Raw genomic sequence first — 14,800 nt, forward strand, 5'->3', positions numbered from 1 at the left:
GCCCTTACGCTCTACGTCCATGCGACCGGACGCCGTACACAGGGTGCTCGACGCCGAGCTGACCGCCGCGCGGGACCGCCGGGGCGGTGAACCGCCGCGCGTGCTCGACGTCGGCGGTGGCAGCGGCGTCTGGGCCGTGCCGCTGGCCGTGGCCGGGTGCACCGTGACGGTGATCGACCCGAGCCCCGACGCGCTGGCGACGTTGCACCGCCGTGCGGCCGACGAAGGCGTGCTGGACCGCGTCACCGCGGTTCAGGGCGACACCGACGCGCTGGACCGGGACGCCTCGGCGGACCTGGTGCTGGCCCACGGCCTGCTGGAGGTCGTGGACGACGTCGGCGTCGCGCTGGCCGCGCTGGCCGCCGCCGCGACCCCGGGCGGGGCGGTGTCGTTGCTGGTGGCGAACCGGTACGCGGCCGTGCTGCACCGGGCCATCGCGGGCCGGCTGGTGGACGCGCGCCGGCTGCTGGACGACGAGGCCGGTCAGCTCGTCGGCACCCGCGACCCGCTGCTGCGCCGGTTCGACGTGGCCGGGTTGGAGGCGTCGGTGGTGGCCGCGGGGCTGAAGGTGGAGCTGGTCCAGGGCCACGGCGTGGTGTCCGACCTGGTGCCGGGGGCCGTGCTGGAGGCCAATCCCGGCGCCGCGGAGGCGTTGGCCGAGCTGGAACTGGCCGCGTCGACCCGCCCGCCGCTGCGCGACGTGGCCGCCCGGTTGCACCTCATGGGCCGAAAGCCGGCCTGAGTGCGGTAGAACGGAGTCCTCCGCCGCCTATCCGCAGAGGACCCGCCATGGGAGACCCGCACTTAGCCGGGGCCGGCTGATGGCCGCCACCGCGCCCGAGGACCTGGAAGACGAGGTGCGCGCCGCCGTCGCCGGCGACCGCCGGGCGGTCGCGTCGCTGCTGGCCGCCGTCCGCCCGCTGGTGGTGCGGTACTGCCGCGCCCGCGTCGGCGGGCACGAGCGGTCGTCCACGTCGGCCGACGACGTGGCCCAGGAGGTGTGCCTGGCGCTGTTGACCGCGTTGCCGACGTACAAGGACCACGGCCGGCCGTTCCTGGCGTTCGTGTACGGCATCGCGGCGCACAAGGTGGCGGACGCGCACCGCGCGGCGTTGCGCAACCGGGCCGAGCCGGTGCCGGAGGTGCCCGACGGCCCGGACGACGAGCGCGCGGGCCCAGAGCAGACGGCGTTGCGCGTGGAGCTGGCGCAGCGGATGGGCGAGCTGCTGCGCCTGCTGCCGGACAAGCAGCGGGAGATCCTCGCGCTGCGGGTGGTGGTCGGCCTCACGGCCGATGAGACCGCCGTCGCCGTCGACGCCACGCCCGGCGCGGTCCGCGTCGCGCAGCACCGGGCGTTGACCCGGCTCCGAAGAGAGATCGAACGGTCCTCGATCACGCAGCGCGTCCGATAGTGGGCCGCCACTAGTCCGAACGGGGACTAAACGCGGCCATTCGGGGTAACTTCGTGTGAGTCGCGTCATCCGCGTGTGCGGTCGGCGTCGCGTTCGCATGTGCCCCCGAGGGGCGTCCAGCGCGCGGACGCCGAGGAGCTCGCGATGGCGGCGATGGTGGTTGGTGTGTCGGTTGTGCCGGGATTCCGGTCGGTGAGGTCGGTGCGGAGCGAGGACGTGGCGTCCTCCTCGGCGGCAAGGGTGGAGGGGGGACCGGAGGCGTACGTCGAAGGGGCGGTCCGCGGCGACCGGCGGGCGGTCGACGCGTTGCTGGCCGCGATCAGACCCGTGATCGTGAAGTACTGCCGGGCCAGGGTCGGGCACGGGCAGCGGTCGTCGGCGTCGGCGGAGGACGTGGCCCAGGAGGTCTGCCTCGCCGTGCTGAAGGCGTTGCCCAACTACCGCGAGCAGGGCCGGCCGTTCATGGCGTTCGTGTACGGGATCGCGGCGCACAAGGTGGCCGACGCGCACCGCGCGTCGGCGCGCAACCGCGCCGAGTCCGTGCCGGAGCTGCCCGACAGCGCGGGCCTCGAACCGGGGCCCGAGCAGCGGGCGTTGCAGGGTGAGCTGTCCGATCGGATGGGGCAGCTGCTCGACGTCCTGCCGGCCCGGCAGCGGGAGATCCTGGTGCTGCGGGTGGTCCTCGGCCTGTCCGCCGAGGAGACCGCCGAGGCGGTCGGCTCGACGCCCGGCGCCGTGCGGGTGGCCCAGCACCGGGCCCTGACCCGGTTGCGCAAGGCGTTGGACGAGGCCCGGCACGACGCTTGACGGCGTTCAGTGCCGCCAGCGGGTCAGCGCGGCGACCTCCTCCGGCGGGCAGTCGGCCAACCGGGCGATCTCGCCGCGCCGCACGTCGGCGATCGTCGCGGCGAACTCCGCGCCGAACGCCTCGGTCAGCGCCTCGTCCGCCTCGAACGCCGCCACGGCGTCCTCCAGGCACGTCGGCAGGCGCTCGGCCTCCGGCAGCGCGGCCGGGTCCACCCCGACCGGCTCGGGCAGCCGCGCCTGCTCCACGATCCCGGCCAGGCCCGCCGCCATCGTGGCCGCCACCACGAGGTACGGGTTCGCCGACAGGTCGTAGCACTTGACCTCCAGGTCGCGACCCGCGACCAGGCGCAGCGCCGCCTCCCGGTTCTCCAGGCCCCACACGGCGAACGCGCCCGCCCAGTGCCGCGGCACCAGCCGCAGGTAGCTGGCCACCGACGGCGCGCCGATCGCGCACAGCGCCGGCAGCCGGCGCAGCACACCCGCGGCGAACGCGTCGGCGTCCTCGGTCAGCCCGAACCAGCTCTCGCCGTCCTGGAACAGGCTGCGGCCGTCGCGCCACAGGCTCAGGTGCAGGTGCCCGCCGTTGCCGACGCCGTCGGCGGTGACCTTCGGCGAGAACGACGCCCGCATGCCGTGCCGCAGCGTGATGGCCCGGATCGTCTCCCGCACCAGCACCGACGTGTCCGCCGCGTGCACCGGGTCCTCGGGCGTGGTGGACAGCTCGAACTGGGACGGCGCGTACTCGGGGTGGAACTGGAGCACCTCGACGTCCTGCTCGGCCAGCGCCGACAGCAGGTCCGCGGCGTAGTCGGACAGCTCGACCTGGCGCGCGTGGCCGTAGGCGGGCCCGGTGGTGGCGGGCCGGAACTCGTCGGTGTCGCCCTGCCCGACGACCCACTCGACCTCGAAACCCGCCTGGACCTCGTAGCCGTGCACGGTGAGGCGGTCGGCCACCGCCCTGGCCAGGCCGCGTTCGTCCTGCGGGTGCGGCTCGCCCTGCTGGTCGAAGCGGTCGGCGGGCGCCCACGCCCAGCCCGGCTGGCCCGCGAGCACGGTGAGCCGGTCCAGGTCGGGGTGCAGCCGCAGGTCGCCGACCGGCCCGCCGGCGTGCCGCCCGGAGACGATCGTGTCGTCCAGCAGGAACGCGTCGAACACCGGCGACGCGCCCACGCCGTCCGCGGCGGCTCTGGGCAGCCCCGCGAGCGGCACGGACTTCACCCGCGTGATGCCGCTGTGGTCGACCCAGGTCAGTGCGACCGCCACGACGTCCCGCTCCAGCAGGTCGTCCACCATCTCGGCCGCCAGCGCACGTCGGTGTTCCCGCTCCGCGGTGTCCATCGTGCGTGGTTACACCAGGTCACTACTGTTCAACAAGTGGACCATCTGCTGCCGTGCGTGGCGTCGTTGCGCCTCGTGGACCACCACTGCCACGGGGTGCTGGGCGTCGACCTCGACCGGGACGGCTTCGAGTCCAACCTGACCGAGGCCGAGTCCGCGTCGCCGTTGGGCACGTCGTTGTTCGACTCGTCGCTGGGGCTCGCGGTGCGGCGCTGGTGTGCGCCTTTGCTGGATCTGCCGGTCCTCGCGCCCGCCGACGAGTACGTGGCGCGGCGGCGGTCGCTGGGTGCGGCCGAGGTGAACCGGGCGCTGGTGTCGGCGGCGGAGATCTCGACGTTCCTGGTGGACGACGGGGTCTGGCCGGAGGGGTTCGTGGGGCCCGCCTCGTTCACCGGATCGCGTGAACATCGCGTGCTGCGGCTGGAGCGGGTGGCGGAGGCGGTCGTGCCCGAGGGCGCCTCGGGGTTCCCGGCGCGGGTGCGGGCGGCGTTGGACTCGTCGTCGGCGGTCGCGGCGAAGTCGATCGCGGCCTACCGGGTGGGGCTGGACCTCGACCCGTCACGACCCGCGGACGCCGAGGTGGTGGCGGCGGCCGACCGGTGGCTGAGAGCCGGCTCGACCCGGTGCGCGGACGAGGTGATCAGCCGGTTCCTGGTGTGGGAGGCGCTGGACCGGGGGCTGCCCGTGCAGTTCCACGTCGGCTACGGGGACGCGGACCTGTCGCTGCACCGGTGCGACCCGTCGCTGCTCACGGACCTGCTGCGGGCGACGGCGCCGCTGGGCGTGCCGATCATGCTGCTGCACAACTACCCGTTCCACCGCACCGCCGGTTACCTGGCGCAGGTGTTCCCGCACGTGTTCGTGGACCTGGGGTTGGCCACGCACACGGTGGCGCACCGGGCGAGCCGGGTGCTGGCCGAGGCGTTGGAGATCGTGCCGTTCGGGAAGTTCCTGTTCTCCACCGACGCGTTCGCGCTGGCCGAGCTGTACTACCTGGGCGCGCTGTTCTTCCGCCGCGCGTTGTCGGACTTCCTCTCGGCCGGTCTGCGGGACCATGCTTTCGCCCTGGCGGACGCGGAGCGGATCGCCCACCTGATCGGGTGGGAGAACGCGCAGCGGGCCTACCGCTTGGCGTAGAGTCTCGAACGGGTGTTCGGGTCAGGACGGAGGTGGTCGTGGGCCGCAGCGCGAACCTGCCGCGCGGTCTGGTCGATCGCTTCCTCGCCCGCGGCGACGTCTGGCCGGACGACACCGGCTGCTCGATGCTGCACGTGGACATGGACGCCTTCTACGCGTCGGTCGAGATCCGCGACCGGCCGGAGCTGGCGCGCAAACCGGTGGTCGTGGGCGGCACGGCGAACCGGGGCGTGGTCGCGTCGGCGAACTACATCGCCCGCGAGTTCGGCGTGCGGTCCGCCATGCCGACCTCGCACGCCCGCAGGCTCGCGCCGCACGCGGTGTTCGTGCCGCCGAACTTCGCCCGGTACCAGGAGGTCTCGCGCGGGGTGATGTCGATCTTCCGCGACATCACGCCGCTGGTGGAGCCGTTGAGCCTGGACGAGGCGTTCCTCGACGTGAGCGGCGCGCTGAAGCGGATGCGCGCCACCCCGGGCGAGATCGCGAAGCTGATCCGCGAGCAGGTGCAGCAGGCGCACGGGATCACCTGCTCGGTGGGCGTGGCGCCGACGAAGTTCCTGGCCAAGCTCGCGTCCGGGATGTGCAAACCGGACGGGTTCATGGTCGTGCCGCGCGACGAGGTGCTGTCGTTCCTGCACCCGTTGCCGGTGTCGGCGCTGTGGGGCGTGGGTCAGCGCACGGCCGAGAACCTGGACCGGGTGGGACTGGAGACGGTGGCGGACGTGGCCGCGACGCCGTTGCCGCGCCTGCGCAGGCTGATCGGCGTGGCGTTGGCCGAGCACCTGCACGCGCTGGCGCAGGGGCACGACGACCGGCCGGTGGTGCCGTCCACGCGGGAGAAGTCGATCGGCGCGGAGGAGACCTTCGAGGTCGACCACTTCGACCGGGAGCTGCTGCGCCGGGAGCTGCTGCGGCTGTCGGAGCGCTCGGCGGCGACGTTGCGGTCCAGGGGGCTGCGCGGGCGCACGGTGTCGATCAAGGTGCGGTTCTCCGACTTCACCACGATCACGCGGTCGAAGACGTTGCGGGTGGCGACGGACGTGACGCAGGAGGTCTACAAGACGGCGTCGACCCTGCTGGACGAGCAGGTGCCGCCCGGCGCGGTGCGGTTGATCGGCGTGCGGATCGAGCAGCTGGTCGAGGGCGACGACGGCGAGCAGCTGATGTTCGACGCGCCGGAGCGCGGCTGGCGCGAGGCGGAGCAGGCGGCCGACCAGGCGCGGTCCAGGTTCGGCACGGCGGCGATCCGACCGGCCTCGCTGCTGGGCCAGGGACCGGGCAGGTCGGGGCACGACGAGCCCAAGCCGGAGCGCGGCGACTGATCGCCTGTTCGGCTTCCCGACCCCGTTGCCCGCGCCGTTCGGGTGGTCGCGGGCCTGATCGAGGGCTCGCGCGTCGATCACCCGGCACAGTGGTGACGTGGATCGGTTCTGGGGTCTGCTCACGCCCTCCGAGCACGAGGTGCTCCTGGCGACGGGCGTCGAGCGCGACTACCCGTCCGGCTCCGTGGTCTGCTACGAGGGTGAGGTGACCCGGCACGTGCTGGTGGTGCGCCGAGGTCTGCTGCGGGTGACCGCGACCACGGCGAACGGCAGCGAGAAGGTGCTGGCGGTGCGCGGGGCCGGTGACATCGTCGGTGAGCGCTCGGCGGTCGACGGGCGGCCGCGTTCGGCGACCGTGCGGGCCTTGGGCCAGGTGCGGGCGCTGGTGCTGTCGGCCGGTTCGTTCGCCGGGCTGTGCCAGCGGTACCCGCGCATCGCGTGGTCCGTGCTGATCGTCGTGGTGTCGCGGCAACGTGACACGGACCGCCAGCGCGTGCAGATCAGCGGCACGGCCACGCAGCGCGTCGCCGCCGTGCTCATCGACGTGGCGCTGGAGCGGGGGATCGCCGACCAGGGCGCGATCGCGTTGAGCCAGGAGGAACTCGCGGGCATCGCCGGCACGTCGCGGGAATCGCTCGTGCGGGTGCTGCGCGGACTGCGCGAGGAGGGCATCATCAGCACCGGGCGGCGGAAGATCGACATCCATCAGGTGAGCAGGCTCTACGACTTCACCAACTGATTTCCCCTTGTGCGTCATCTGACGCAGAACTCGGGCGGCGGAACTCCTACAAATGAGTCATCAGCCGAGTTCAGAGGGGGAGTCATGAACCACATCGAGGAGCCTGCCAGGTCCCGCCGGCGGTTCACCGAACGCCTCGCGACCACTCTCGTCTTCACCGCCGTCATGGTGTGGGCCGCCGTGGTGGTCGTCGTCAAGTCCGATCTCGACGGTGTGGTCGCGCTCGCCGTCTCCTTCGTGCTCGCGGGCGGCCTGGTCGCCGTGTACGACGCCTGGCGCGAGGTCCGCTCCGTCCGCCGCGAGCTGGACGTGGAGATCCACGAGGACCTCGTGCGCCTCTGAAGCCACGCGGTGGCCAACGAGGGGTGGCCGCCGTTCGCTGAGGCCTTCCGCAGACGGTCGGGTCTGCGGAAGGCCTCTTTTCGTCCGGGTCGCCGGCGAGTTGTCCACAGCCCACCGAGTTGTCCACAGTTCGCGATCTCCCCATCGACCACCCCACCCCGACCGCCGATGGTGGACACATGCGAACCACCATCGACCTGGACGCCCTGGGCGGTCTCTTCCCCCACCGCGTCGCCACCGCGTCGGAGCTGCTGAGCCTGGGTCTGCCGAGCGGCGAACTGGCCGTCCGCTGCCGGCCGCAGGGCCCGTGGCAGCACGTCCTGCCGGGAATCCTGCTGCTGGCCCGAACACCGCCGACGCGGGCGCAACTGGTCCGCGCGGCGCTGCGCTACGGCGGCCCGCAAACCCTGCTCACCGGCGTGGACGCGCTGCAACTGCACGGCTTGCGGGCACTGCCGGCCACCGGCCCGGTCCAGATCCTCGTCAACCGCGCCCTGGAACCGGCCGCGAAGGTCCGGATCACCCGGGTCCGCCGTTTACCCGACCCGGTGCTGCGCCGAGGTTTCCTGACCGCACCACTGGCCAGGGCCGCCATCGACACCGCGAAGGCGCTGAACCAGCGTGACGACATCCGAGCCGTGCTGACCGAGGTGGTGCGCCACGGCGGGGTGCCCGTAGCCGACCTCAAGGCCGGGCTGGCCAGGTCGTCGGAACAGGCCAGACAGGTCCTCTCCGAACTGGCCGACGGCGTGCGGTCGGTGCCCCAAGCCTGGGCCAAAGCCGTCCTGGACGACCTCCCCCTGCCACCACCGGCCTGGGGCGTCCCCCTGACCACCGCCGAAGGCCGTCCGCTGGGCATCGCCGACGCCTGGTGGAACGACCGAGCCCTGGCCTGGCAGTTCAACACCCCGACCCCCAGGGCCGACCTCCTCCAAGCCGCCGGCGCCATCGTCCTGCACACCACCCCCACCCGCCTGCGCCAATCACCGACCGCCGTAGCCCAGGACCTACTACGCGCATCCACCCAAGCCACCACCCGCCCGAGGCCGCGGATCACCGCAACCAACCTCCCCACCCCAAGGAGTCCCGCCCCCTGACCCCACCCCTAACCCCCAACTGCCCTGCCCGCCGCCGACCTCGCCCCGCCGCCCGACCAACCGCCGCCCCCACCGCTCTGCAGCCGCCCCCGACCGGTCGCAGCGCCCACCGGCCACATCCCACCAACCGGCCACAGCCAAGCCCTGCCCGCCGCCGACCTCACCCCGCCGACCTCGCCCCGCCGCCCGACCAACCGCGGCCCTCACCTGACCTTCGACCCCAACCGGCCGCCACGACTCGACCATCCGCACCAACCACCGCCTCGACTCACCACAGCCACCCCCGCGCGTCCCAACCACCCGCCGCCCACCCCACCTGGCCGCAGTCCACCCAGGACAGTCCGGACCCCTCCCGTCTCGGCGCCCCAGCCGAATCGTCCCGGGCCGAACACGAACAGCAAGGAGGTGAACACCCAGAGCTAGCAACGATGTTCACGTGGTCGCGGGGTCGGTTCGTGGTTCCGTACTCGGCCCGCACAGTCGCCCGCCGAGGAGGTGTGGGGAGGTGGGAGGCGGGTGACAGGTTGTGATCTTGGTCTCTGCCGGCTGCGCCAAGGGGGTGCCGGAGCGATTACAGAGCGTGCACGAAAGGTTCGAACGTGGGACGGGAGGAAGGGTGAGAGGGGCTTTGATGCCCGTCCCACGACCGCAGTGGGGTGGTTGCGGCCCTCGATCACCCGCGCAGGGGAGTGAACATCGGAGCTTTTCTGGGCCTTGACAGCCGAGGTGGAGGCAACTTGTGCGACCTCACGGTGGTCTGACCGTTGACCCGTGAGGATGATGGTGACAGAACGAACCGCTTAGGGGCACGGACTGGGTAGTCGCCAAGCCTTGCGAATCGTATCCTGGTTGTGACGCCCCCAGGGCGGGGCGTCCGCCGGGACCGGCGGCAACCGTGATTACCCGGCGCCCGCGACCGCTGTGCCGGAGGAGGAGCCATGCCACTCTCCGAGCACGAGCAGCGACTGCTCGACCAGATCGAGCGCGCGCTCTACGCCGAGGACCCGAAGTTCGCATCCACTGTGCGCGGTGCCAAGCTGCGCAAGCCGTCCCGACGGCGTCGCATCCAAGGCATCGCGTTGTTCGCCGTGGGTGTGGCACTGCTGGTGACGGGTGTGATGTTGCCGAAGCTCGCTGGTATCCCGGTGGTGAGCGTGGTCGGCTTCCTGCTGATGTTCTTCGGCGTACTGCTCACCGTGACGACGTTGCGTCGTGGTGACCAGGGTGCCGAAGAGCCCAGCGAAGAGGGAAGCCGGCCCAGCCGCAGCTCGTTCTCACAGAAGATGGAAGAACGTTTCCGTCGCCGTTTCGAGGACGAGTAGTCCACGCGACAGCCCCGATTGAACGACTGAACAACGCAGACGGCCCGCCCCGGGAACCTCCGGGGCGGGCCGTCTGCGTGCCCGACCAGGTTCGGACCCAGGCCTCAGGCCAGGCACGTGTGGGGCCGGGCGAAGGGCGAGGGCAGGGGGAACAGGCCCGTGAAGGGGGAAAGGTCAGAGGGCCGGGGGAGCAGGCCCGTGAAGGGGAGAGGCCGGTGAAAAGTCAGAGGGCCGGGGGAAGTCCCCCGGCCCTCTGACCGTCGCACCAACCGCTCAGCGTCCCCTGATCACTCGTCGGGGTCGCGCTCCTCCGGCGGCTTCGGTTGGAGCACCGAGCGGGGTAGGACCTTGGCCTTCAACGCCAGCGGTGCGTTGCGGTTCAGGCTTTGGCGCACGTTGTCCACCGCGCCGGGCAGCGACGGGTCCGCCGCCGCCTGCGCGCTGTACCAGGACCGCTCCACCGCGCCGACCACGGCACGCAGCCCGTCCCGTCCCTGCTCGTCCAGGTTGTGCGCCCGCACCAACCGTCGCGCCGCCACCCGCACGGTCTCCGTGCGCGGCACCCGCGTACCCCGGTCGACGGACTCCGCGACCAACTCCTGCCAAGCCGCGCTCGCCGCGTCCGGCCCCAACCCGGACACCGCGCGCAACCGCTGCTGCCGCCGCCAAGCCCGCACGGCCGCCGGCGCCGCGACCACCAGCGCCACCACCAGCACGGCCCCCAACCACCACGACAGCAGCGCCACCGCCAACGTCAGCACGACCGCCCAACCCACCAACGCCGCCACCAACGCCGCCGGGCGCAGCCACCTCGCCGAACGCAGCCACGCGGGCCCCCTCGACCCCTGTCCCGGCGACCGCGGCCCGCCGACGCGCAACGCCACCGTCGCCAGCAACGCGAGCAGCCCGACCACCCCGAGCGTCACGAAGTGCCACGTCGGCGTCGACTCCTCCGTCGACGTCGTCCCGTCCTGGCCCAACGCGTCCGGCACGGCCGACGCGGACGCCGACGTCCCAGGAGCCACCGTCGTGGTCGTGGTGGCCGTCGCGCTGGCGTTGGGGTTGTCCTCCTCGTCGTCCGCGTCCAGACCGGAGATGTACGGCGGGGTCGCGCCCCGCCCGTCCACCAGCGGCGTCGGGTCGAACGTCATCCAGCCGTAGCCGGGGAAGTAGATCTCGACCCACGCGTGCGCGTCCTGCGACGTGATCGTCTGCACGTCACCGGTCGCGTACCCGGCCGTGAAGCCGAGCGCCACCCGCGCCGGCATGCCGACCGACCGCGCCATGATCGCCATCGCCGACGCGTACTGCTCGCAGAACCCCTGCTTGCCGTTGAACACGAAGTCTTCCAAGGCGTCGACCGACGTCTTCGTGGTCGAGGTCTGCACCTTGTACTCGAAGCCCTGCGTACCGTCGGTGAAGTACCGGTACAACGCCGTCGCCCGGTCGAACTGGTTGTCGTGCCCGGCCACGATCCGCTGCGCCAACTCCGCCACCCGGCCACCGACGCCCGGCGCCTCCAGGTACGCCGGGTCGATGTCCACCTGGCTGTCGACCTTCCGCAGCGTGTCCGCCGACGGCGTGTCGAACACCGTCTCCAGCGTGTACTCCCCGGACTTGCGGGGCCGGACGCTGTAGACCATCCCGCGCTCCGGGTCGAACCTCCAGTTGTCGTCGACCTCCTGGATGCCGCGCGGCCGCCCGTACACCGGCAGCCAGTTGTCCACCCAGTTCACCGGCTCGATCCGGACCTTGGCGGCCGTGCCGCCGCCGGGATCGCCGGGCTGCTCGGGCAGCGCGCCGTTCGCGGGCACGCCCTCCGGCATGTTCCCGCCCAGCTCCCAGCCCTTGTCCGGCACGTACTGGCGCAACGTCATCGCCCGCAGGTACGCCGAGGTGCCCGGCATGTCCCGCACCCGGAACAGCTCGCGCGGCGCGCCCTGGTTGAGCATGCCCCGCAGCTGCGTCATCGGGTCGATGCCCAGCCCGCCGCTGCCGCCGCCGACCTCCCCGCCGGTGCCCGGCAGCCGACCGACGGTGCCGACCAGCGTCAGACCCGCGCCCGCCAGCAACGCGACCACCACGGCCAACCCGGCCACCGCCGTCGCCGCCGGTCCCGACCCGCTCTGCCCGCCACTGGGCAACCGGCCGCGCCAAGCCTCGTGCCGGTGCTGCCCGTCCACGGCCAGCAGCAGCGCGAACGCCCCCGCGCCGAACACGAACGTCCACAGCGGCAGCATCTCGTCGGCCAGCGACGCGGGCACCGCGAACACGCACAGCAGCACCAGCCCCGACGCGGCGGGCGCGCCCAGGCCGACCGCCAGGGTGTCCACCAGGATCGCGACCAGCCCGATCGCCACCATCACCAGGCACCGCATGGCGGGGCTGTCCGGCACGGGCGGCACACCGGTCTGCACCTCGGTCATCGCGTTGCCGAGCACCGCCAGCAGGTCCTGCAACGACTGCGGACCGGGCAGCACGACGAGCACACCGCTGCGGGTGAAGACCGTCACCAGCAGGCACGTCAACGCCAGCAGCTGCCCGAGGGCGACCAGCGGCGCGGCCGCCCGCGTCGCGCGCAGCAGCACGCCCGTGCCGCCGACCACCGCGATCGCCACGGCCAGGTACACCAGCCACAGCACCCCGTCGAGCACGCTGGACAACGCCGTCGCGGCGCACAGCGTGGCCAGCCCGGCGACCGCGGGCGTCGCGTTCACGACCCAGTTGTCGGCGCCCACCGCGCTCGTCCTGCCGGTCACCTAGCCCACCTCCGTGCGCACCACGGGGCCGCGGTTGCCCGCGCTGTGGCACAGCTCCTGCCAGACCTGTCCCATCGGCGTCGACGGCCGCGCCACGACCACGCCCCACCCCGCGCCGCTCAGCAACCGCTGCGCGTCGGCCGGGTCGGGCGCCGGCTCCTCGGACGCGGACCCCCACGCGGCGACGTCCATCACCACCGCCAGGCTGCGCATGCCGCGCGGCCGGTTGCGGACCAGCGCGTCCACCACGGCGGGCGTGCTGCCGCCGAGGATCGCGATCACTTCCTGACCCGCGCCCGGGTCCACCCCCGCGGCGGGCTCACGGCGGTGCGAGGGCGTCAGCGCGGCCAACGCGTCCAGCACCACCGAGTCGCTGTACCCGCTGTTGCCCGGACCGCCCGCCAGCACCCGGCCGTCGTCGCCGACCAGGCGCACCTGGTGGCCGTACCGGTGCAGGTGCAGGCAGATCGACGCGGCCAGCGAGACCGCCCACTCCAGGCTCGCGCCGGGACCGCTGCCCCGGTGCGCGACCAGCCGGTGGTCCAGCAGCACGGTCGTGCCGCCGCGCCAGGGCCGTTCCTCGACCCGCACCATCAGCTCGTCGCGCCTCGCGGTCGAGCGCCAGTGCACCTTCCGCAGGTCGTCGCCGTGCCGGTAGGGGCGGACCACCGCGTCGTCCTCGCCCTGACCGGCGCGCAGCCGGATCGAGCCGTCGTCGCCGGAGCCCATGCCCGAACCGCTCGGCAGGCCGGTCAGCCCGACCACGCGCGGCACCACGACCAGCCGGCTGCGACCCGCCATCTCGCGGTCGAACTCGGCGAGGCCGAACGGGTCGGTGATCCGCGCCATCAGCGGACCCACCTGCTGGACGCCGCGCATCACCGGCTTGAGCGGGTACCGCAGCACGGTCACGATGTTGCGCGGCAGCCGTTCCACCACGAACCGCGGGCGCGCGCCCAGCGCGTACGGCACCGCGTCCTCCAGCAGCAGCCCACCGGTCGGCAGCCGTCCGGCGCTGCGCAGCTCCACGCGGACGTCCGTCGCCGAGCCCACCTGGACCCGGCTGGGGTGCAGCAGCCGCGTCGCGTGCAGGCCGACCCTGGCCCGCTGCGCCAGCCAGGCCGCCAGCAGCGGCAGGGCCACCACGAACGCCGCCACGCGCAGCAGGTCCCGCTCGTTGAGCACGACCGCGCACAAACCGGCCGCGAACCCCGCGGCCAACAGGCACCGGCCCCGGGTGGTCAGCCCGGACAGGGCTCCGCGCATGTCAGCGGTGGTTGTTCGGGTTGACGTGGTGCAGGAACTGCCCGGTCGGGTCCAGCGCCGCCTGCGGCACCGGCACCCGCTGCAGCAGGTTGCGGACCAGGTCGGCCGGCGACCGGCGGGCCGCCTGCGCCTCCGCGGTCAGCACCAGGCGGTGCGCCAGCACCGGCACCGCCACCGCGTGGATGTCGTCGGGCACCACGAAGTCGCGACCGGCCAGCGCGGCCTGCGCCCGGGCCGCCCGCACCAGCTGCAACGTCGAGCGCGGCGACGCGCCCAGCCGCAGCTCGGGCAGCCGCCGGGTGGCGCCGACCAGCTCCACCGCGTACCGGCGGATCTCCGGCGACAGGTGCACCCGCCGCACCACGTTGACCAGCCGCAGCACCTGCTCGGCGTCGGACACCGGCCGCAGGTCGGCCATCGGGTCGTGGCCCGCGTGCTCGTCCACCATCGCCAGCTCGGCCGCCGGGTCCGGGTACCCGATGGAGACCCGCGCGGTGAACCGGTCGCGCTGGGCCTCGGGCAGGGCGTAGGTGCCCTCCATCTCGATCGGGTTCTGCGTGGCGATCACCATGAACGGCGCGCCGAGCGGGTAGGTCTGCCCGTCGACCGTGACCTGGTGCTCCTCCATGCACTCCAGCAGCGCGGACTGGGTCTTCGGCGAGGCGCGGTTGATCTCGTCGCCCACCACGATGTTCGCGAACACCGGGCCGGGGCGGAACTCGAAGTCGTTGTCCTGCCGGTTGTAGATCGACACGCCGGTGATGTCGCTCGGCAGCAGGTCCGGGGTGAACTGGATGCGGCTCACGGTGCAGTCGATGGACCGGGCCAGCGCCTTGGCCAGCGAGGTCTTGCCGACGCCGGGCACGTCCTCGACCAGCAGGTGGCCCTCGGCCAGCAGGGTGACCAGCGCGACCCGGACGACGTCGGGCTTGCCGACGATGACCTTCTCCACGTTGGCGGCGATCCGCCCGACCGCGGCGTGCAGCTCGGCGAGCGCTTCTTCCCGGACCGGCGGCACGTGGTTGGCGTGCGCGGCGCGGGTGTCGGCCCCGCCGACGGGGTTCGCCTGGTTGCCCGCCGGCGCGCCGCTGCCCCCGTAGGAGTGTTCTGGCAGCGCGGCTGGCTGTGTACTCGGAGTCACTCGACCTCCTGGAGCAGGGCGCGGCCCTACCGCGACCGGTTCGCGGTGGCGGTGAGCGTTTCACGCAGTGTGTCAAACCAGGGCGAAGCGCCCTACACCGATTGAACAGTTTCGTGCT

13 protein-coding genes are annotated in these 14,800 nt (G+C 73.0%); 9 read left to right on the plus strand and 4 right to left on the minus strand.

The annotated features are described in order from the left end of the window. The first annotated feature begins 19 nt into the window (after positions 1-19). The 3 genes from ABTZ99_RS01545 (at position 20) to ABTZ99_RS01555 (ending at position 2,219) form a co-directional block, all read left to right on the plus strand. Positions 20-742 carry a class I SAM-dependent methyltransferase gene (locus ABTZ99_RS01545; RefSeq protein WP_498781775.1) on the plus strand — a complete coding sequence of 241 codons (723 nt, stop codon included), beginning with the start codon at positions 20-22 and terminating at the stop codon, positions 740-742. Positions 743-821: 79 nt separating this feature from the next. Continuing rightward, a complete protein-coding gene (locus ABTZ99_RS01550; RefSeq protein WP_498781774.1) occupies positions 822-1,412 on the plus strand; it encodes a sigma-70 family RNA polymerase sigma factor in 591 nt (196 codons plus the stop codon). Between the two features lie 201 nt (positions 1,413-1,613). Next, entirely contained in the window at positions 1,614-2,219 is a 606-nt protein-coding gene (locus tag ABTZ99_RS01555) for a sigma-70 family RNA polymerase sigma factor (RefSeq protein ID WP_498781773.1), read from the plus strand. Between the two features lie 6 nt (positions 2,220-2,225). On the opposite strand, the gene ABTZ99_RS01560 is transcribed toward ABTZ99_RS01555, so the two are convergent. Beyond that, positions 2,226-3,557, minus strand: coding sequence for a glutamine synthetase family protein (locus ABTZ99_RS01560; RefSeq protein WP_498781772.1), 1,332 nt, complete (start codon positions 3,555-3,557; stop codon positions 2,226-2,228). Positions 3,558-3,593: 36 nt separating this feature from the next. Here ABTZ99_RS01560 and ABTZ99_RS01565 point away from each other — a divergent pair, with 36 nt between their 5' ends. The 6 genes from ABTZ99_RS01565 (at position 3,594) to ABTZ99_RS01590 (ending at position 9,516) form a co-directional block, all read left to right on the plus strand. Further along, a complete protein-coding gene (locus tag ABTZ99_RS01565) occupies positions 3,594-4,694 on the plus strand; it encodes an amidohydrolase family protein (protein WP_499607302.1) in 1,101 nt (366 codons plus the stop codon). Positions 4,695-4,732: 38 nt separating this feature from the next. Beyond that, entirely contained in the window at positions 4,733-6,016 is a 1,284-nt protein-coding gene (locus ABTZ99_RS01570; protein ID WP_498781770.1) for a DNA polymerase IV, read from the plus strand. A gap of 97 nt (positions 6,017-6,113) precedes the next feature. Further along, on the plus strand, positions 6,114-6,755 hold the full coding sequence (locus ABTZ99_RS01575; protein WP_498781769.1) for a Crp/Fnr family transcriptional regulator: 642 nt from the start codon (positions 6,114-6,116) through the stop codon (positions 6,753-6,755). A gap of 84 nt (positions 6,756-6,839) precedes the next feature. Further along, entirely contained in the window at positions 6,840-7,097 is a 258-nt protein-coding gene (locus ABTZ99_RS01580) for a hypothetical protein (protein ID WP_498781768.1), read from the plus strand. Positions 7,098-7,276: 179 nt separating this feature from the next. Then, positions 7,277-8,194, plus strand: a complete 918-nt coding sequence (locus tag ABTZ99_RS01585; RefSeq protein WP_499607306.1) for a hypothetical protein — start codon at positions 7,277-7,279, stop codon at positions 8,192-8,194. A 938-nt stretch (positions 8,195-9,132) separates the two neighbouring features. Beyond that, positions 9,133-9,516, plus strand: coding sequence for an SCO2097 family morphological protein (locus tag ABTZ99_RS01590; protein WP_033437744.1), 384 nt, complete (start codon positions 9,133-9,135; stop codon positions 9,514-9,516). Positions 9,517-9,803: 287 nt separating this feature from the next. Here the strand turns inward: ABTZ99_RS01590 and ABTZ99_RS01595 are convergent, their stop codons facing one another. Genes ABTZ99_RS01595 through ABTZ99_RS01605 form a run of 3 tightly spaced genes read right to left on the minus strand, consistent with a single transcriptional unit; the run spans position 9,804 to position 14,682 of the window. Further along, the gene (locus tag ABTZ99_RS01595; RefSeq protein WP_499607309.1) at positions 9,804-12,275 is read right to left on the minus strand and encodes a transglutaminase TgpA family protein; all 2,472 of its coding nucleotides are present in this window, start codon (positions 12,273-12,275) and stop codon (positions 9,804-9,806) included. Then, positions 12,276-13,541 carry a DUF58 domain-containing protein gene (locus ABTZ99_RS01600; protein WP_498781765.1) on the minus strand — a complete coding sequence of 422 codons (1,266 nt, stop codon included), beginning with the start codon at positions 13,539-13,541 and terminating at the stop codon, positions 12,276-12,278. A gap of 1 nt (position 13,542) precedes the next feature. After that, positions 13,543-14,682, minus strand: a complete 1,140-nt coding sequence (locus tag ABTZ99_RS01605; RefSeq protein ID WP_499607313.1) for an AAA family ATPase — start codon at positions 14,680-14,682, stop codon at positions 13,543-13,545. Between the last annotated feature and the right edge of the window lie 118 nt (positions 14,683-14,800).

Origin of the sequence: Actinosynnema sp. NPDC002837 (genome assembly GCF_040295345.1) — a bacterium.
Classification (GTDB): domain Bacteria; phylum Actinomycetota; class Actinomycetes; order Mycobacteriales; family Pseudonocardiaceae; genus Actinosynnema.

What these genes read in the sequence shown, in the direction of transcription:
- ABTZ99_RS01545 (WP_498781775.1), top strand. Translation starts at nt 20, where the DNA reads ATGCGACCGGACGCCGTACACAGGGTGCTCGACGCCGAGCTGACCGCC.
- ABTZ99_RS01550 (WP_498781774.1), top strand. Translation starts at nt 822, where the DNA reads ATGGCCGCCACCGCGCCCGAGGACCTGGAAGACGAGGTGCGCGCCGCC.
- ABTZ99_RS01560 (WP_498781772.1), bottom strand. Translation starts at nt 3,557, where the DNA reads ATGGACACCGCGGAGCGGGAACACCGACGTGCGCTGGCGGCCGAGATG.
- ABTZ99_RS01580 (WP_498781768.1), top strand. Translation starts at nt 6,840, where the DNA reads ATGAACCACATCGAGGAGCCTGCCAGGTCCCGCCGGCGGTTCACCGAA.
- ABTZ99_RS01585 (WP_499607306.1), top strand. Translation starts at nt 7,277, where the DNA reads ATGCGAACCACCATCGACCTGGACGCCCTGGGCGGTCTCTTCCCCCAC.
- ABTZ99_RS01590 (WP_033437744.1), top strand. Translation starts at nt 9,133, where the DNA reads ATGCCACTCTCCGAGCACGAGCAGCGACTGCTCGACCAGATCGAGCGC.
- ABTZ99_RS01600 (WP_498781765.1), bottom strand. Translation starts at nt 13,541, where the DNA reads ATGCGCGGAGCCCTGTCCGGGCTGACCACCCGGGGCCGGTGCCTGTTG.